At 64.4% G+C, this 18314-nt stretch carries 17 protein-coding genes; 8 read left to right on the top strand and 9 right to left on the bottom strand.

The window, feature by feature from the left end; genetic code table 11:
* Positions 1-29: 29 nt before the first annotated feature.
* The gene (locus tag LCM4576_RS26440) at positions 30-1070 is read right to left on the bottom strand and encodes an ABC transporter substrate-binding protein (RefSeq protein ID WP_071035879.1); all 1041 of its coding nucleotides are present in this window, start codon (positions 1068-1070) and stop codon (positions 30-32) included.
* A gap of 232 nt (positions 1071-1302) precedes the next feature.
* Between LCM4576_RS26440 and LCM4576_RS26435 the strand changes: the two genes are divergently transcribed.
* Positions 1303-2004: a GntR family transcriptional regulator gene (locus LCM4576_RS26435; RefSeq protein ID WP_071074082.1), complete on the top strand. Its 702-nt coding sequence runs from the start codon at positions 1303-1305 to the stop codon at positions 2002-2004.
* 13 nt (positions 2005-2017) lie between these two features.
* On the opposite strand, the gene LCM4576_RS26430 is transcribed toward LCM4576_RS26435, so the two are convergent.
* The 6 genes from LCM4576_RS26430 to LCM4576_RS26405 all read right to left on the bottom strand — a co-directional run bounded on the left by LCM4576_RS26430 (position 2018) and on the right by LCM4576_RS26405 (position 8066).
* The gene (locus LCM4576_RS26430; protein WP_071035427.1) at positions 2018-3103 is read right to left on the bottom strand and encodes an ABC transporter ATP-binding protein; all 1086 of its coding nucleotides are present in this window, start codon (positions 3101-3103) and stop codon (positions 2018-2020) included.
* A complete protein-coding gene (locus tag LCM4576_RS26425) occupies positions 3093-3701 on the bottom strand; it encodes a cupin domain-containing protein (protein WP_071035426.1) in 609 nt (202 codons plus the stop codon). The genes LCM4576_RS26430 and LCM4576_RS26425 overlap by 11 nt, the downstream gene beginning before the upstream one ends.
* A gap of 181 nt (positions 3702-3882) precedes the next feature.
* Positions 3883-4953 carry an ABC transporter substrate-binding protein gene (locus LCM4576_RS26420; protein WP_071035425.1) on the bottom strand — a complete coding sequence of 357 codons (1071 nt, stop codon included), beginning with the start codon at positions 4951-4953 and terminating at the stop codon, positions 3883-3885.
* Between the two features lie 27 nt (positions 4954-4980).
* The gene (locus LCM4576_RS26415; RefSeq protein WP_071035424.1) at positions 4981-5799 is read right to left on the bottom strand and encodes an ABC transporter permease; all 819 of its coding nucleotides are present in this window, start codon (positions 5797-5799) and stop codon (positions 4981-4983) included.
* Positions 5796-6683 carry an ABC transporter permease gene (locus LCM4576_RS26410; RefSeq protein ID WP_071035423.1) on the bottom strand — a complete coding sequence of 296 codons (888 nt, stop codon included), beginning with the start codon at positions 6681-6683 and terminating at the stop codon, positions 5796-5798. Before LCM4576_RS26410 ends, LCM4576_RS26415 begins: the two co-directional genes overlap by 4 nt.
* A gap of 99 nt (positions 6684-6782) precedes the next feature.
* On the bottom strand, positions 6783-8066 hold the full coding sequence (locus LCM4576_RS26405) for an FAD-binding oxidoreductase (protein WP_071035422.1): 1284 nt from the start codon (positions 8064-8066) through the stop codon (positions 6783-6785).
* A 198-nt stretch (positions 8067-8264) separates the two neighbouring features.
* Between LCM4576_RS26405 and LCM4576_RS26400 the strand changes: the two genes are divergently transcribed.
* A complete protein-coding gene (locus LCM4576_RS26400) occupies positions 8265-9422 on the top strand; it encodes a fumarylacetoacetate hydrolase family protein (protein ID WP_071035421.1) in 1158 nt (385 codons plus the stop codon).
* Here the strand turns inward: LCM4576_RS26400 and LCM4576_RS36390 are convergent.
* Positions 9419-9643, bottom strand: a complete 225-nt coding sequence (locus tag LCM4576_RS36390) for a hypothetical protein (RefSeq protein WP_131803305.1) — start codon at positions 9641-9643, stop codon at positions 9419-9421. The genes LCM4576_RS26400 and LCM4576_RS36390 overlap by 4 nt on opposite strands.
* Before the next feature lie 51 nt (positions 9644-9694).
* Between LCM4576_RS36390 and LCM4576_RS26395 the strand changes: the two genes are divergently transcribed.
* The 4 genes from LCM4576_RS26395 (at position 9695) to LCM4576_RS26380 (ending at position 13630) form a co-directional block, all read left to right on the top strand.
* On the top strand, positions 9695-10627 hold the full coding sequence (locus tag LCM4576_RS26395; protein ID WP_071035420.1) for a substrate-binding domain-containing protein: 933 nt from the start codon (positions 9695-9697) through the stop codon (positions 10625-10627).
* A gap of 107 nt (positions 10628-10734) precedes the next feature.
* Positions 10735-11721 (top strand): ABC transporter permease, encoded by a 987-nt coding sequence (locus LCM4576_RS26390; RefSeq protein ID WP_071035419.1) that lies wholly within the window; start codon positions 10735-10737, stop codon positions 11719-11721.
* A 4-nt stretch (positions 11722-11725) separates the two neighbouring features.
* Positions 11726-12520 carry an ATP-binding cassette domain-containing protein gene (locus tag LCM4576_RS26385; protein ID WP_071035418.1) on the top strand — a complete coding sequence of 265 codons (795 nt, stop codon included), beginning with the start codon at positions 11726-11728 and terminating at the stop codon, positions 12518-12520.
* An 87-nt stretch (positions 12521-12607) separates the two neighbouring features.
* Positions 12608-13630 (top strand): LacI family DNA-binding transcriptional regulator, encoded by a 1023-nt coding sequence (locus tag LCM4576_RS26380; RefSeq protein WP_040990919.1) that lies wholly within the window; start codon positions 12608-12610, stop codon positions 13628-13630.
* Positions 13631-14046: 416 nt separating this feature from the next.
* On the opposite strand, the gene LCM4576_RS26375 is transcribed toward LCM4576_RS26380, so the two are convergent.
* Positions 14047-14628 carry a TetR/AcrR family transcriptional regulator gene (locus LCM4576_RS26375; protein WP_071035417.1) on the bottom strand — a complete coding sequence of 194 codons (582 nt, stop codon included), beginning with the start codon at positions 14626-14628 and terminating at the stop codon, positions 14047-14049.
* Between the two features lie 188 nt (positions 14629-14816).
* On the opposite strand from LCM4576_RS26375, the gene LCM4576_RS26370 reads away from it, so the two are divergent.
* Positions 14817-15119 (top strand): hypothetical protein, encoded by a 303-nt coding sequence (locus tag LCM4576_RS26370; RefSeq protein WP_244510929.1) that lies wholly within the window; start codon positions 14817-14819, stop codon positions 15117-15119.
* Positions 15113-18310, top strand: coding sequence for an efflux RND transporter permease subunit (locus LCM4576_RS26365; protein ID WP_071035415.1), 3198 nt, complete (start codon positions 15113-15115; stop codon positions 18308-18310). The genes LCM4576_RS26370 and LCM4576_RS26365 overlap by 7 nt, the downstream gene beginning before the upstream one ends.
* Positions 18311-18314 lie beyond the last annotated feature (4 nt).

The following is an 18314-nucleotide window of genomic DNA, read 5'->3' as shown; positions in this document are numbered from 1 at the left end:
GCCTCATGGGCACCGCTCCGTTGAGATCGCTATTGCTGGATCAGGTTGTTGAACTTCTCGGTCGCCTCGACGAGGGTGTCGCGCCAGAAGGCGGGGTCCTGCAACACCTGCTTCTTGACGTTCTCGGGCGAGGAATTGATGTCCTTGATGCGATCCTGCGGGATCTTCCCGGTCTCGAAAGCCTTCTCGTTGGCCGGGCCGTTGTCGACATAGAGCGGCAGATTGGCCTGGAGATCGGGGCTGACGAACTTGGCCAGAGCCTTCATGGCGATGTCCTTGTTCTTCGAGCCCTTCGGGATGACCATGCAGTCGGCGGTGAGCACGCCCTGGTCGAAGGAGAAGCTGACGGGCGCGCCTTCCTTCTTCAGCGTGCCGGCGCGGCCGTTCCAGATGCTCGCCATATCGACCTCGCCGTCCTTGACGAGTTGCATGGCCTGCGCGCCGGAGGTCCACCAGGCATCGATATGACCGCGGATCTTGTCCACCGACTGCAGCGCGCCGTCGATGTCGACGGGATAGACCTTGTCGATCGGAATGCCCTTGGCCAAAGCGGCGACGCTCAGCGTTTCGGTCGACTGGCTGYCGGAAAGCGCGCGGCGGCCGGGGAATTTCTCCACGTCCCAGAAATCGGCCCAGGTCTTCGGGCCTTTGTCGCCGAAGACGTCGGTGCGGTAGATCAGCACCACGGAGGTGTAGGAGATGCCGACCCAATCGTCGTGGACAAGCTTCGGGTTGATGCCGCTCTTGTCGATGACGTTGTAGTCGAGCTTCTCGAACAGGCCCTCCTTGGCGCCGCGCGCGCATTCGTCGGCGCCAAGCTCGGTGATGTCCCATTTGACGGCGTTGCCGGTGACCTGCAGGCGAACGTCGTCGAGGCCGTTGGTGGTGTCCTGCTTGATGGTGATGCCGAGGTCCTTGGCCGTCGGATCGAAGAAGGCCTTGGTCTGCGCTTCCTGATAGGTGCCGCCCCATGAGGCGACGGTGATGGTGTCGGCAGCCGATGCCGGAACGGCGACCGAGGCGAGCAGGCCAGCGACGGCCATGCCGTGAATACAAAGTCTCTTCGTCATTTTTCGCTTCTCCAACCGGTGTTCCCGTTATCGTTGATTTGGTATGCGAATTTGTATACAATTTTGAGTGTAACTTACGGCAGAGCGATGTCAACACGGGTCGTCGTCAGCGAGCGCTTTTCACAGCGGGAAGCGGCGGCGCCACGCACGGTGCGCGAAACGGCCTGATTTCAAGCAAGGGCTAAAAAGCTTTAGAATGCGATTCTGCGTTGGGGCCGTTGGAGGCGGACGTTTGAAAAAGGAACGGAAAAACACGCTGCGCGACTCGGTGTTCGAGAAGCTGAAGGCGTTGATCATCACCGGCCAGATCCCGCCGGGCGGCCGGGTGACCGAAAACGAGATCGCCGAGCGCCTGAAGGTCAGCCGCACRCCGGTGCGCGAGGCCTTCAATCGGCTGGAGCGCGACGGGCTGGTGATCGGGCGGCCGCGCCAGGGTTACGTCGTGGCCGAGTTCAACCTGACCATGTTCCGCGAGGCCTTTGACATCCGCGAATTGCTCGACGGGCGCGCGACGGAACTCGCGGCGGCCAATGCGACCGCCGCCGACAAGGCGAAGCTGCGCGACATGCTCGCCGAATGCGAGCGGCTGGCGGCGATCCCGGATCGCAGCACAAGGGAGAAATTCGAGGAACTCCAGGTCGGCATCGACCTGCACCGGGTGATCGCCGAGATCAGCGGCAACGAGATGCTCTACGGCATGCTTTGCGGCATCCTCGACAAATGCCAGCAATATGTCTGGACGGAGCTTCTGTGGCTGGACGAATGGAAGCTCACCCGCGAGGAACATGCCGGTATCGTCGACGCGATCTGCGCCGGCGATGTCGCTTTGGCCGGCGAGCGCGCCCGCGCCCATGTGCGCGGCTCGCGCGAGAACATCCTGCGCCTGCTGCAGGCCAAGTCCGACTATCAGGGATTCTTTGCCAAGGCGTCGTGAGAGGCCGGTCGCATCAGCTTGAAAGCATCGGGCAGTTCGCGCCGCGCCGCAGGCTGACATGCGCCACGTCGCCGACGCTGAATTGCGAACCGTCGGCGCGGCGGGGCGCATCGATGATGATCGCGGTCCCCTCGCCCAACTCGGCATGCAGGCGCAGCRTGCGGCCATGGAAGACGACGCCGCTCACCCGCGCCGGCGCGGTTCCTTCACCGGCTTCCCCGTCAGCCAGCAGATCCTCCGGGCGTACGCCGATGGTGCGGGTGTCGCCGGCGACGGGCGTCTCGCCGTTGTCTGAGGTCGCCTCCAGCGGCAGTTCGCCGGCGGCGAAGCGCAGGCGCTCACCGTCGCGGCCGACAAAGCGCGACTGCAGCAGATTCATCGTGCCGATGAAGGAGGCGACGAAGCGCGTCGCGGGCCGGTCGTAAAGCGTCGCCGGCGGCGCGATCTGCTCGATGCGGCCCTTGTTCATGACAACGATGCGGTCCGAGATCGACAGCGCCTCGGTCTGGTCGTGGGTGACCATGACGAAGGTGGTGCCCAGCCGCGACTGCAGCCGCTTCAACTCGACCTGCATCTGCTCGCGCAGATGCGCRTCGAGCGCCGACAGCGGCTCGTCGAGCAGGAGCACGCGCGGCTCGCAGACGATGGCGCGGGCCAAAGYGACGCGCTGCCGCTGGCCGCCGGACAGTTCCGAGACGCGGGCGCGCAGCTTGTCGGCAAGGCCTACCATGTCGAGCGCCTCGCGGACGCGTTTGGCTTGCTCAGCACTGGTGAGCTTGCGCAGCGACAGGCCGAAGCCGACATTGGCCGCGACATCCATATGCGGGAACAGCGCATAGTCCTGGAAGACGGTGTTGACCGGACGGTCGAAGGGCCGCAGGCCGGTGATGTCGCGGTTTTCGAGCAAGACATTGCCGCTCGTCGGGCTCTCAAAGCCGGCGATGACGCGCAGGCTGGTCGTCTTGCCGCAGCCGGAGGGTCCAAGCAGGGTCAGAAACTCACCGGGAGCGATGTCGAGATCGACACCATCAAGCCCAACAATGCCGCCCGGAAAGACTTTCGAGACTTTCTGCAGCCGAACGAGTGGTTCAGGCGCCATCGCGCACCTCGGACGGCTTGGTGGTGTTGACCCAGAGGATCTGGCAGCGCTCGGCGCCGGGGTTGCGGAAGGCGTGCAGCAGCGTGCTCTTGAAGGCAAAGCTGTCGCCGGCCTTGAGCACATAGGTGGTGGCATCGACCACCAGCTCGACCTCGCCCCCCATCACGAAGCCGAATTCATGGCCGGCATGGGCGTAGGCCTCCGCCGTGCCGCCGCCGGCCTCGACCGTCACCAGCATGCCGGTGAGCGTCGCCGCCGGCGGCGACAGCAGCGCCTTGGCGATGCCTTCGGATTTGACCGGGATCGCGCGGCGCTTGTCGGCGCGCACGCAATAGAGGTCGTTGACCGCCTCGTTGCCATCCGTGATCAGCGCCGACGGCTCGATATCGAGCGCCGCCGCCAGCGGCCAGATCACCTTGACGCGCAGCGAGGACATGCCGCGCTCGATCTGGCTGAGCGCGCCAATGGAGATGCCGGCTTTCGCCGCGAGATCGGCCAGCGACAGCTTGCGCTCGAGYCTCAGCGCCCGCACGCGCCGACCGACGCGAATGTCGGCATCGTCCTTCGGTTTCTCGGCGGCTTCGYCCACTAAGTCCATGCAACAGTCCTCGTTGTCTTTCCCTTCTCCCCTTGTGGGAGAAGGTGGATCGGCGCGATAGCGCCGAGACGGATGAGGGGTGTTCCAGCGGAGTGAGACGTTGGCTTTCCCTGGAACACCCCTCATCCGGCCGCTGCGCGGCCACCTTCTCCCACAAGGGGAGAAGGGGAGTCCGCGCCACTCAACCTCCCGCCTTCACCTTCTCGAACATCTTGGCCATATCGTCATTCTGCTTCATCGGACCGGTGAAGATGGTGCTCTTCAGCATCACGTCCGGATCGGCCGGCAGTTGCAGCTTGTCGAGCTCCTCCTTCGACACGCCGGCAAAGGCGGTCGAAAGCGAGCTGCCATAGCCGTAGGACTGGATCAGGAACTTGCCCGAGTCGGCATCGAGCCGGCTGTTGATGAAGTCATAGGCGAGGTCGACGTTCTTGGCGTCCTTGAGCATGACGAAGCCGCAGGCCCAGGTGAGCATGCCTTCCTTCGGCTTCATGAACTCGACCGGCACGCCCTGCTTCTTCAGCGACGTTGCGGACGCGTTCCAGGTCATGGCGGCGACCAGTTGGCCGCTCGCCAGCGCCTGCTCGACCGAGGTCATGTCGGTGGTGTAGCTCGACAGCAGCGGCCGCTGCTCGCGCAGCTTTTCGGCCACCTTGTCCATCTCAGCCGGCGTCATGTCGAAGGGGTTCACGCCGGCGAGCAACGCCGCGACGATCGGCGTGTCATGCACCGCGTCGATGGTCGCCATGCGGCCGGCATATTGCTTGTCCCACAGAAGGTTCCAGCTCGCCTCCGGGTTCTTCACCAGGTCGGTGCGGTAGAGGATCGAGGTATTGCCCCAGTCCCACGGCACCATCCACACCTTGCCATCGCCGGCCTGCAGGTCGGGCAGATTCTTGAACACCGGGAAGATCGAATCCCAGTTCTTGATGCGCTTGGTATCGATCGGCTGCAGCAGACCTTCCTTGTTCCAGCGCGCCACCTTGTCATAGCAGGGATGCGCGATGTCAGGGCGGAAGCCGGCCTTGACCTTGGTGAAGGCGTCGTCGTCATCGCCGAAGATCGTCGCCTCGACGCCGTCCGGATGCGCGGCAAGGAAGCTCTTGTTGAAATCGGGCAACTCATAGCCCGACCAGGTGAAATACTGCAGCTTGTCGGCGGCCAGAGCGACCGTCGACGACAGGGCCAGAGCCAGCGCGGCAAGGCCCGCCCGGGCTTTATGTCCGGTGATCGATTTCAGGTGGAATGTCATTTTCGTTCTCCTCTTCTTTGTTGTGGTTCAGGCTGGATTGCGGCGCGCGGCGCCGAGGCCGCGATGGCGAAGGATTTCTGCGGCGCCGGCGATGATGAAGGAGACGCAGAGGATCACCGTTCCCAGCGCCATCACGGTCGGCAGCGAGCGCGGGAAGCGCAGCTGGCTCCAGATATAAAGCGGCAGCGTGGGCTCGGTGCCGGCGAGGAAGAAGACGACGATGAATTCGTCGAACGAGGTCAGGAAGGCGAGCATGAAGGCCGACAGCACGGCCGGCGCGCTCAGCGGCAGCATGACGCGCCGGAATGTCGTCCAGTCGGACGCGCCGAGGTCGAGCGCCGCCTCGCGGATCGTCTTCGGGATGGCGGCGAAGCGGCTGCGCATGACCACCACCGTCGTCGGCAGCGCGACGAGGATGTGGCCGAGCACGATGGAAACGCGCGACGGGCCAAGGCCGATGAGGTTGACCAGGATCAACAGCGAAATACCGACGATGACGCCCGGGATCAGGATCGGCAGCCGGGCGATGGCGCTGATCGTGGCGGCGAGCGGCGAGCGGCCGTAGAGGTCCATGTAGGACACGGTGATGCCGCAGAGTGTCGCGCCGGAAGCGGCGACGACGCCGATGATCAGGCTGTTGGCCAAGGCGCCGGAGAGCGCCGGATTGCCGTAGAGCGTCCGGTACCAGTCGAACGTGAAACCCTGCAACGGAAACGCCGCCTGGATGGAGTTGTTGAAGGAAAACAGCGGGATCAAAAGCACCGGCAGATAGAGGAAGACGAGATAGCCAAGCACATAGAGGCCAAGCCAGCGGCCGTCGCTATTGGCATCGGCCCGGGCGCTCATGTGCGGCTGCCGAACCGGCGGTCGGCGCCGCGCGTGACCAGCACGACGCAGAGGATCACCAGCATGACGCAGACTGAGAGTGCCGCGCCGAACGGCCAGTCATTGGCCTTGCCGAACTGCGACTGGATCAGTGTGCCGATCATGGTGCTGGCCGGGCCGCCGACCATGGCCGGCGTGACATAGTCGCCGACCGTCGGCACAAAGACGACGAGCGCCGCAGCCAGCACGCCCGGCATGGAATTGGGCAGCACYACACGGCGGAAGCTGGTGAAGGGCCGCGCGCCGAGATCGGACGCGGCTTCGAGCAGCGATTTCGGGATCGTGTCCAGCGCCACATAGATCGGCAGGATGGCGAAGGGCGCGTAGGCGTGGGCGAGCGTGACGACCACCGCGGCCGGCGTGTTGAGGAAGGCAAGCGTCGGCTGYGACCATAGGCCGGTCTCGATGAAGGTCGAGTTCAGCACGCCATTATAGGCAAGCACGATCTTCCAGGCGAAGACGCGCAAAAGATAGCTCGTCCAGAAGGGCAGCGTGACTAGGAAGAGCAAAAGGTTGCGGCGGCGGCCGGCATGGAAGGCGAGGTAATAGGCGACCGGATAGGCGGTGACGACGGTGGCGAGCGTCACCATGCCGGCGATTGCCAGCGAGCGCAGCGTCACTGTCCAGTAAAGCGGATCGGTGGCGACGGTGAGGAAATTCTCCGCCGTCAGGCCGACGCCGAGCAGCGAGCCGTCATTGCCCCTGAAGGCGAGGAAGACCACGAGGCCAAGCGCGAAGAGGATCAGGAAGAACGTGACCAGCCCGCCCGGCAGCAGCATGGCGAAGCGGAACACCGGCGAGACGCGGTTCTCCGGCAATGGCCGTGCTGCAATGATGGTCGACATCTGACTGCCTGTTGGGCATTGTGGATTTTTGAAATCCACCAATGCTTTTTCATATTCATGAAACTGTCAAGCTGAATCGCTTGTGCGCCGCACGCGTGGTCAACGCTCAAATGCGTCGAGCATCCGATACCAGGTGATCGCGGCAGCGACGCCGACCTGGCGGAAGGCGTGGAAGGGGATCGGCTTGATCGGCGACAGCGGGAACGGCAATTGCCTTGCGTCGCCGCTGGCAAGGTAGTTCGCCATCCGCTTGCCCAGCGCGCTCATCAGGCCAACGCCCCTGCCCTGGCAGCCGACGACCGCGAGCAGGCCCTTTTCCGGCTCATGCAGATGCGGCAGGTGGTCCGGCGTCAGCGCCACACGGCCGAACCAGCGCTTCTCGATCGCGATGCCGGCTAGCGCGGGATAAAGGCGCAGCAGCGCGCGTTCGCAATGTGCCCAGTCGGCCGCACTTGAAGGCAGCGCCATGCGGCCACGCCCGCCCAGCACCATCCGGCCATCGGGACTCCGGCGGTAATAGACCAGGATGCGGCGGGAATCTGAAACCGCCTGGCCGCCCGGCAGGATGTCTGCGGCAAGGTCCGCCGGCAGCGGCACGGTGGCGATCTGGAAGGAATGCAGCGGCACGATCGTCTGGGCAAGCCCGGGCAACAGCCCGTCCGTATAGGCGTTGGTGGCGAGCACGACCGATTTGGCGCGCAACTCGGCGCCGCCTTGCGTCGAAACCCGCCAGGCGTTGGCCTCCTTGGCGAGCTTCACCACCCGCTGCTGCTCGGCGATCTTGGCGCCGGCGGCCGCGGCGACGCGCGCCAATTCCATCGTGTAGGAAAGTGGATCGATGACGCCGGCGCGGCGGTCGAGCCAGCCGCCGAGATAGCCTTTGGCGCCGGTCATCGCCGCGATCCCCGCCTTGTCGAGCAGTTCGACATCGGCGCCGCGCGAGCGCCATTGGCGGTCGCGGTTGGCGGCTGCCTTCAGGGCGGTTTCGGTGTGCGCGGCCTGGATCCAGCCATTGYGCGTGACCGGCACGGCCAGCTTCTCGTCGCGGATCACATCGAACACCGCGTCAGCTGTCGCGGCGGCGAAGTCGACCAGGGCTTCGCCGCGCTCCTTTCCGAGGTGCTCGAGCAGCCATTCGGGATCATATTTGAGGCCGGGAATAACCTGGCCGCCATTGAGACCCGAAGCACCCTGCCCGATCGCGCCGGCATCAAGCACCTGAACGGAAAGGCCCGCGCGCGCTGCGTGCAGGGCGGTCGATAGCCCCATAATGCCGCCACCGACGATGACCGCGTCGAGCGTGCCGCCGGCCAACAGTTCGGACCGGAACGCCGTGGCCGCCTGGGGCTTTCGCCAGATCGGATCGGAAAAGRCTGCGGGCAAGAGGTCACCTACGCGCTGGAACTTCGTGAAAATCCTATTGTCGATTTCATAAACTTGAAAGAGCGCTTCGATGGGCCAGTTCGRCCATGGCTGTGTGACAGCACATGCGTGGTCATAAATGTTGCGGTCGGYGGGATAGACGTTTCCGCGAAATCGGGGAAAAGTGCCGCGCGCGAAAAATCGAGAGGAAGCATCACCATGACCGACCAAACCCGCCTGCCCGCCGACGGCCTTTTCGTCGGTCGCGCCAGGATCAGCGAAACGTCCCATCCGCTGGTGGTCACGGTGYGGGACGGCCAGGTGATCGACATCACCTCGAGCGCGGCGCCCACGGTGCGCGACCTTTGCGAGCTGAAGGATCCGGCCGGCCATGTGCGTTCGGCCAAGGGCAAGGCGGTCGGCGCGCTCGCCGACATCGCGGCGAACAGCTTCGAGACCAAACGCGACGCCCGGAAGCCCATTCTGCTTTCGCCTGTCGATCTGCAGGCGGTGAAAGCTTCGGGCGTCACCTTCGTCGTCAGCCTGCTCGAGCRCGTCATTGAGGAGCAGGCGCGCGGCTCGGCGGAGAAGGCGGACGCCATCCGCGCAGACATCGCCGGTCTGATCGGCCACGATTTGTCGAAGCTGAAACCCGGCTCGCCGGAGGCGATGGAAATCAAGGCCAAGYTGATTTCGCGTGGCGCCTGGTCGCAATATCTGGAAGTGGGCATCGGCCCGGACGCCGAGATCTTCACCAAATGCCAGCCTATGGCCTCGGTCGGCTTCGGCGCCGATGTCGGACTGCATCCCGTCTCCACCTGGAACAATCCGGAGCCGGAGATCGCCATGATCGCCGACAGTTCGGGCCGCATCGTCGGCGCCACGCTCGGCAACGACGTCAATCTGCGCGATGTCGAGGGCCGCTCGGCGCTGCTGCTGGGCAAGGCCAAGGACAACAACGCTTCCGCCTCCCTCGGGCCTTTCATCCGGCTCTTCGACGAGACGTTTTCGATCGCCGACGTCAAGCGCGCCACGGTGCGGCTCAGCGTCGAGGGCGAGGACGGCTTCTCGCTGGAGGGCGCGAGCTCGATGGCGGAAATCAGCCGCTCGCCGGAGGAGCTGGTCAAGGCGGCGATGGGGCCGCACCATCAGTATCCGGACGGGCTGGCGCTCTATCTCGGCACCATGTTCGTGCCCTCGAAGGATCGCGGCGAAAAGGGCAAGGGTTTTACGCACAAGGTCGGCGACATCGTCACCATCTCGTCCGAAAAGCTCGGCGCGCTCACCAACCGCGTGCGCCTGTYGCCTGACTGCCCGTACTGGACCTACGGCGCCAGCCACCTGATGCGCGACCTGGCCAAGGCAGGCCTTCTCTAGCGCTCGACCGAGGCGACATCGCCGCAGGCCACCACGGCGAGCCGATGGGCTAACGGCACCTGCTTGCCCCAGAAAATAGCACCTGATCTGATGCAATCTGATGGGATTGCTGATGGCGTGCGCGCCTCACCCAACATCCATTGGCGATAGAGGCTTGCCAGCGCCGGAAAAAGAGAATGCTCTAGATGTTCCGGTCGGCGCCGGCAGGAGATGCGGTCCAAGGCCGCGTCGCGCCGATCCAGGAGGAGAGTTTCAACATGGGAGGAAATCGAATGCTTTCGCGGCTAAGACTGCTCGTGCTTGGCTTGATCGCCATGCTCGCCGTTCCGGCGATGGCCGAGGCCAAGACGTTCTACTGGATTTCGCATGGCGGCCCGGCCGATCCGGTCTGGACCTACTTCCTCGCTGGCGCCAAGCAATGGGCTGATGACACCGGCAACAAGGTCAACACGTCCTTCCACAACGGCGATGTGGCCTCGCAGCAGGAGGCGATCCGCGCCGCCATCTCGGCCAAGGCCGACGGCATCGTCACCACCAGCCCCGATCCGGRCAGCCTGATTGAGCTCGCCAAGGAAGCGCGCGCGGCCAACATCCCGATCATCAACTTCAACACGCCCGATCCGAAGGCCAACTTCAACGCCTATGTCGGCGGCGACAACGTCACCTTCGGCAAGCACTGGGCRCAATACCTGGTCGACAAGGGCCTGGTGAAGAAGGGCGACTTCGTCTGGATGCCGGTCGAGATCCCCGGCGCAACCTATGGCGTGCAGGAAGAGGAAGGCATCAAGAGCGTGTTCGAGCCGGCCGGCATCACCTATGAGGTGACCGAGGCGACGCTCGACCAGGCCGAAGTGATCAACCGCATGGTCGACTATCTCACCGCGCACAAAGGCAAGGTGAAAGCCATCATAGGCCTCGGCGATCTCGTCACCGGCTCGATCAAGCGCGTGTTCGACCAGGTCGGCGTCAAGCCGGGCGAGATTCCGGTGGTCGGCTGGGGCAACTCGCTCGACACCACGCAGGAAGTGCTGAACGGCTATGTCAATGCCGCGCAGTGGCAGGACCCGCAGGCGACCAGCTATGTGGCGCTTTCGCTGGCCAACATGGCCGCCAGCGGCATCCCCCCGGGTTTCAACGTCATCACCGGCGCGCTCTATGAGAAGGACACCGCCGGCGTCTACGACAAGATCCTGTCCGGCAAATAATCCCTTGAAACTCGAACGGTCGCGACTTCACCCGGTCGCGGCCGCCTTTTTCCTGTCCCGCCGCGCCCGCCTCTGCCAGGCAGGCCGGCCGTAACGTCGCGGGTTCAATGGAAAACCGTTCTCACATCCAACGCCTGATCGCACGGCCGGAATTCGGTCCGCTGGTTTTGCTCATCGTCGAGCTCGTTGTCTTCTGGGGCATCAATCCCGATTTCCTGTYGCCGCAGAACATTTCCAACATCCTGGCCTTCACCGTCGAGCTCGGCCTGATCGCGCTGGCGATGACGCTCCTGATGACATCGGGCGAATTCGACCTTTCCGTCRGCTCGCTGTTCGGCTTCTCGCCGGTGTTGATGTGGACGCTCTACAACAGCGGCGTCACCTCGCTGGAGATGGGCCTGCTGATCGCACTGATCGTTGCCGCGCTGATCGGGCTGGTGAATGGCTGGTTCGTCACCCAGCTCAAGATCCCGTCCTTCCTGGTGACGCTCGGCATGCTTTTGGTCGTGCGCGGCACGGCGCTGTTCATCACCGACGGCTTCCCGCAGCGGACCTGGAGCGCGGAAGGCAGCTGGCTGGCCAACATCCTGGTCGGCGACTTCTATGTCGGCCCGTTTCGCATCTACRCCTCGCTGTTCTGGTTCAYCGGCGCCGCGATCGCGCTGGGCTACGTGCTGACACAGAGCCGCACCGGCAACTGGATCCAGGCCGCCGGTGGCAATCCCAATGCCGCCCGCGCGCGCGGYGTCAACGTCAACCGCGTCAAGGTCGGCCTGTTCATCCTGTCGGCGGTGATGGCATCGCTCGCCGGCGTGATCTCGTCGCTGCGCACATCCGCGGCCAACCCCAACAGCGGCACGGGCTACGAGCTAGAGGTCATCGCCATGGTGGTGATCGGCGGCACGGCGCTGACCGGCGGGCGCGGCACCATCATCGGTACCGTGCTCGGCATCCTGATCCTGCGCGTCATGCGCAACGGCATCGTGCTGATCGGCGTGYCGGGGCTGGCCTACAACATCTTCATCGGCGCGATCATCCTCGGCATGATGGCGCTGCATTCATGGCTCGAGCGCCGGCACCAGGCGGGGACTTAAGACGATGGCCGAGCCTCTGATCCGCATGACAAACATCCGCAAGTCCTACGGGCGCGTGCAGGCGCTGGTGGACGCCAATTTCCACGTCAATGAAAAGGAGATCGTCGGCCTGCTCGGCGACAACGGCGCCGGTAAATCGACGCTGATCAAGGTGCTGTCGGGCGCCGTGCCGCTGACCAGCGGCGACATCTTCATCCGCGGCAAGAAGGTGACGCTGCGCTCGACCAGCGATGCCATCGCGCACGGCATCGAGACGATCTACCAGGACTCGGCGCTGGTCACGCAGCTGTCGATCGCCCGCAACCTGTTCCTCGGGCGCGAGCCGATCAAGCCGCCGCGCTTCCTCAACCGCATGGACCAGGAGGCGATGAACGCGGTGGCGCGCGACCTGCTGAGGGAAGTCGGCATCACCAAGAACATCCCGCCGACGACGCCGATCGRCTCGCTGTCGGGCGGCGAGCGGCAGGCCGTGGCGATCGCGCGCGCCATGCATTTCGACAGCGATCTCATCATCCTCGACGAACCGACCAACAATCTCGGCGTCGCCGAGACGCAAGGGGTCTTGAGCTTCGTGCGCAGCGCCCGCGATTCCGGCCATTCCTGCATCTTCATCGCGCACAACATCCACCACGTCTTCCAGGTGGTCGACCGAATCGTGGTGATGCGCCGGGGCAAGGTGGTGGCCGACGACATCGACCCGAAGAAGACCACGGTCGCCGAGGTCGAGCGCGTCATCACCGGCATGTCGGACAAGGAAATCCGCGACGCGATTTCCGATGGCCCGCAGCGGCATGGCTGATTGCTGACCAGCAAATCGCATCAGCGGCCAAGCGCCGTTCACGCCTTGAGCTGGCACAGGATCGCATAAGCCCCTATGACTGGACCCATGAAAGCCACCGTAGCCGATATCGCYAAAAGCTGCGGCCTGTCGACAGCGACCGTCGACCGGGTGCTCAACAACCGGCCGGGCGCAAGYGCGGCCAACCGTCAGCGCGTGATGGAGGCGGCCAAGCAGCTCGGCTATCTGCCGACGCTCGACCAGGTCGTGCTGCCCTCGAAGCCGGCGCATCTCGAATTCTTCCTGCCGATCGGGTCCAACGCCTTCATGGCCGACCTTGCCCACCACATCGACGATTATGCGGCGCGCCTGCCGCTGGTCGCTTCATGCCGCATCCACAACCTTGCCGGCATTTCGCCGGGCGCGCTCCAGAGCGCTGTGGAGAACCTCTCACTCAAGGCCAACGGCGTCGGCGTGATCGCCGTCGACCATCCGCGCACGCGCAACATCCTGCGCGAGCTGGTCGATGCCGGGATAAGGCTGGTCACKCTGATTTCCGACGTGCCGGCCGCGCCCCGCTCGGCCTATGTCGGCATCGACAACCGGGTGGCCGGCCGCACGGCGGCGCTGCTGATGGGCCGCTTCCTCGGCGGCCGCACGGGGCATCTGGCGATGGTGGTCGGCTCGCGCTCCTATCGCGGCCACGAGGAGCGCGAGATGGGTTTTCGCTCGGTGCTGAGCGAGGAGTTCCCCAACCTCACCGTGTCCAGCGCCGTCGAGATCAACGACGAGCCGGACGCCAGCTACCGCGCCACCATCAAGGCGCTGCACGACGAACCCGAGCTGCTCGGCATCTATTGCGTCGGCGCGGGGCGCTCGGGCGTCGCCAAGGCATTGCTGGAAGCCAAGCCGCGCAGGAAGCCGGTCTTCATCTGCCACGACCTGACCAAGGAAACGCGCCGCTATCTCGTCGACGATCTCGCCGACGTCGTCATCGACCAGAATGCGCGATTGATCGCCGAGCAGTCGGTCATCCGCCTGCTCGGCTCCATCGCCTCCTCGGCGCCCTACCTGACCAAGAAATTCATCGAGCCGCGGCTGATCTTCAAGGAAAACGTGCCGGTGCAGTAGCAGGCCAGCGACTGTTTCGTGGATTTGTCTGACGATTGATCCTGCAATTCTGCACAGCAGCTATGCACGCTTGGCAATTGCCGAATCGTTGGGCAGCTCGTATTTATTGACCTGTCGGATGTCTTCCTCCTCCCAGACACCGACGGTGAATACGGTACACCTCCTCCCGTGCCGTATTCGAAATCGAAGCCCGCTGCCTCCTCCTCCCGGCAGCGGGCTTTTTCTTTGCCCGATCAGCGGTAAGCTGAGGTGCGCCAGCCCCTCACCCGGATTGCCAAGTCGAATTGCAAGAGCAATTCGGGCAATCCGACCTCTCCCCAAGGGGAGAGGAGACGATCAGCGCCGGCGCTACCTCTTCTCCCCTCGGGGAGAAGGTGGCCCGAAGGGCCGGATGAGGGGGAGTCCGTAAGTCGCGTTCAGCGCGCCCGGAAGGAGGCGATCAGGCTTTCGGCCATGCGCACGAATTGCGCGCTCGGGCCCTCGCTGCCCACGGTCTGCACGCTCACGCGCGCGCCCTCGAACAACAGCGACAGCRTGTCGGCCAGAAGCTCCGCCTGCCCGATGCCGGCGTCCCGGCACAGCGCGACGAGGCGGTCGCGCTGGGCCTGCTTGAGCTCCTTGATCACGCGCCTGGCCGGATGATCCGTTTCCGTCAGCTCGACCGCGGCATTGGCCATGTCGCAGCCACGGCTGTCGGAAACGAGCATGTCCGCGACTTTGCGAACCCAGGCATGGAGCTGCGCCAGCTTGTCGCCAGGATGCTGGGCCTCGAATTCATCCCAAACCGCGGCACCCTTCGCCGCCGTGGCGCGCAGGCATTCGATGATCAGCTCGTCCTTGGACTCGAAGTGACGGTAAAGCGTCATCTTGTTGGTGCCGRCAGCCTCGGTGATGGCGTCGACGCCAACGCCCTTGATGCCGTGCTTGTGGAACATGTCCTGCGCCGTCTCCAGGATTCGATCCCGGGGGCGGGAACGCTCCGCGACGCCGTCAGTCATGATGATCTCCTTTCGTCGTTTCCAAAAAAACCGTCGCCACCTCTTGACTAGGGTGTTACCGGTCTGTAACTTCCAGTATGTTACTTACTGGTAACACCTATATCACTCGCCGTCAAACGACAAGGCCTCCGATAGTCCTGCCAGAGTGAAATAGGACGCAAAACCTGCCTGTCATGCGGCTTCGGCCGGTGAAGAACGAGAAAAAAGCGGTCCGTGATCATGCGATGCGGGCCGAGCAAGGAGCCACTCCTATGCAAAAGCGCAAAGACCTGACGATCGACGAAGCCATCCGGGATCCGATGATCCGGCTGGTGATGAAGGCGGATGGGATCGACCCCAAAGCCTTCGAACGGCTGCTGCGCCAGCGCGCGGCGGAACAGGYGCCGGACGATGAAGTCCTGCCATCCTTCCTGCAGGATTCCGGTTCCGGCCGGGCCCGGCGCCTGCGCCATTTCGCAAAACCGTTCGGCGAGGCGTCCGCATCATGGTGAACTTCTTCATCCACCGCCCGATCTTCGCGTCGGCGATTGCCATCATCATGGTGCTCGCCGGCGCGATCGCCTATTTCCTGTTGCCGGTCTCGCAGTTCCCCGACATCACGCCGCCGCAGGTCGTGGTCAGCGCGCACTATCCGGGCGCCAGCGCGCAGGTCGTGGCCGATACGGTCACCACGCCGCTCGAGCAGCAGATCAACGGCGTGCAAGGCATGACCTACATGTCGTCGACGAGCTCGAATGACGGCTCGTCCACCATCACCATCACCTTCGACGTCGGCTATCCGCTGAGCACGGCGGCCGTCGACGTGCAGAACCGCGTCAGCCAAGCGGCATCCTCCCTGCCCGCCATCGTCAACCAGGGCGGCGTGACGATCAAGAAGCAGAACCCCAATTTCGTGCTGATCGTCGACCTCACCTCGCCGGACGGCTCGATCGATCCGGTGGCACTGAGCAACCTCGCCTATCTGCAGGTGGTCGACCCACTGAAGCGCCTGCCCGGCGTCGGCGACGTGCAGATCTTCGGCGAACGCCGCTATTCGATGCGCGTCTGGCTAGACCCGGACAAATTGGCCAATCTCGGCATAACCGCGGTCGATGTGCAGAACGCCATTTCCGAGCAGAACGTGCAGGTGGCGGCCGGCAAGATCGGCCAGTCGCCGGCGCCGGCCGGCACCGCCTTCGAGATGCAGGTCAATGCCGTCGGCCGCTTGAGTGACCCGAAGGAATTCGGCGATATCGTCGTGCGCGCGAACTCGCAGAATGGCTCGCTGGTGCGGCTGCGCGACGTCGCCCGCATCGAGCTCGGCGCGCTGCAATATTCCTCGTCCGCCTTCTTCGGCAAGGACCCGACCGTGGTTCTGGCCGTCTACCAGATGCCCGGCTCCAACGCGCTCGACCTGCAGCAGCGGGTCAAGGACAAGATGCAGGAGCTGTCGCAGCGTTTCCCGAAGGGCGTCAACTACGCCATGCATTACGACACGACACGCTTCGTGTCGGCCTCGATGCATGACGTGCTGATCACACTCGGCGAGGCGCTGGTGCTGGTCGTGGCGGTGGTGTTCGTCTTCCTGCAGAGCTGGCGCACCACCATCATCCCCACCATCGCCATTCCCGTCTCGCTGATCGCGACGCTGGCGATCATGTACATGCTGGGCTTCTCGCTCAACATGCTCTCGCTGCTCGGCATGGTGCTCGCGATCGGCCTGGTCGTCGACGACGCCATCGTCGTGGTCGAGAATGTCGAACGACAGCTCGAGGCCGGGCTCAAGCCGCTGGCCGCGACACGCGCGGCGATGGCCRAGGTGACGGGACCGATCATCGCCACCACGGCGGTGCTGATGGCGGTGTTCATCCCCGTCGCCTTCATCCCGGGCGTTTCCGGCCGGCTCTACAACCAGTTCGCGTTGACCGTGGCGATATCGGTCGGCATCTCGGCCTTCAACTCGCTGACGCTGTCGCCGGCGCTGAGCGCTGCCTTCCTGCGCCATCGCGGCGCGACCCAGTTCGTGCTCTTCCGCTGGTTCAATGCCGGCTTCGACTGGCTGTCGCATGCCTATGCGCATGGCGTGCGCATCCTGATCAAGCTGCGCTGGATCATGCTCGGCCTGTTCGCGGCCGGCCTGGTCGCCACCTACTTCGTCTGGCAGAAATTGCCCTCGACCTTCCTGCCCGTCGAAGACCAAGGCTATTTCTTCGTCGTCATCCARCTGCCGGACGGCGCTTCGCTCGAACGCACCGACGCGGTGGCGCAGAAGGCGCGCGACATCCTGCAGAACACGCCCGGCGTCGACATCGTCGGCTCGATCAGCGGCCTGAACTTCCTCACCAGCGCCGCGCAGTCGAACTCAGCGGTCGAGTTCGYCATCCTGAAGCCCTGGGACGAGCGTGGGCCCGACCAGAGCGCCTCGAAGCTCGTCGAGCAGGTGCGCGGCAAGCTGTTGCAGATGCCTGAAGCCTTCGCGCTGTCCTTCGATCCGCCCTCGATCCCGGGCCTCGGCACCACCGGTGGCTTCGAGTTCCAGGTGGAGGACCTGTCGGGTCGCGGCAGCGCTGCGCTGAACGACGTCACGCAGGCGCTGATCGCGGAGGCGCGCAAGCAGCCCGAACTCAACCCGCAGCAGCTGTTCTCGTCCTTCTCGACCTCGACGCCGCAGTTCAACTACGACCTCGACCGCAGCAAGGCGAAGCTTCTCGGCCTCAACCTGCCGGACGTCTTCAACACGCTGCAGATCTATCTCGGCTCGCTCTATGTCAACGATTTCAACCTGTTCGGCCRCACCTTCCGGGTGACCATCCAGGCCGACAAGGACGCGCGCGCCGACGCAACCGACATCTCCAGGCTCTACGTGCGCAACGCGTCGGGCGGCATGGTGCCGCTGAGCACGCTGGGCAAGCTGGTGCCGATCGTCGGTCCGGAGACCGTGCCGCATTACAACAACAACGCCTCGGCCCTGATCAATGGCGGCGCTGCCCCCGGCTTCTCGTCCGGACAGGCGGTGGCCRCGATGGAGCGGGCGGCGGCCAACGTGCTGCCACGCGACTTCGGCTATGAATGGACCGGCATCACCTTCCAGGAGCTCAAGGCCGGATCGATCGCCTCCGTCGTGTTCGGGCTGGCGATCGTCTTCGTCTTCCTGATCCTTGCGGCGCAGTATGAAAGCTGGGCGATGCCCTTCATGGTGCTGCTCGCCGTGCCGCTGGCTTTGTTCGGCGCCTTCATCGTGCTCCTGTTGCGCGGCATGCAGATCGACGTCTACTCGCAGATCGGCTTCGTCATGCTGATCGGCCTGGCGGCGAAGAACGCGATCCTGATCGTCGAGTTCGCCAGACGCCGGCGCGAGGAAGGCCTGACCATCATCGAGGCCTCGATGGAAGCGGCACGGCTGAGGCTAAGGCCGATCCTGATGACGGCCTTCGCCTTCATCCTCGGCGTGCTGCCGCTGATGTTCGCGACGGGCGCGGGCGCTGCCAGCCGGCAGTCGATCGGCACCACCGTCTTCGGCGGCATGGTGGCGGCGACCATCCTGTCGCTGGTCTTCGTGCCCGTCTTTTACGCGGTGATCGAACAGCTGCGCGAGCGCGGCGAAAAAGAACCAGCCAAGGGGCACCACGACGCCCCTCAGCCAAAAGAAATCGAACCGACCGCCGAGCCGGCGCTTCAGCCGCTCGCACAAGCGGCTGAATAAGATT

The organism is Mesorhizobium sp. LCM 4576 (assembly GCF_001854815.1).
Lineage (GTDB): Bacteria > Pseudomonadota > Alphaproteobacteria > Rhizobiales > Rhizobiaceae > Mesorhizobium > Mesorhizobium plurifarium.
Note: the sequence above shows the minus strand (reverse complement) of the source record. Positions and strands in the feature narration are given on the sequence as shown.

Excerpts from the sequence above, each read along its gene's own strand:
- LCM4576_RS26420 (WP_071035425.1), bottom strand. The coding sequence starts at position 4,953 with ATGACATTCCACCTGAAATCGATCACCGGACATAAAGCCCGGGCGGGC.
- LCM4576_RS26415 (WP_071035424.1), bottom strand. The coding sequence starts at position 5,799 with ATGAGCGCCCGGGCCGATGCCAATAGCGACGGCCGCTGGCTTGGCCTC.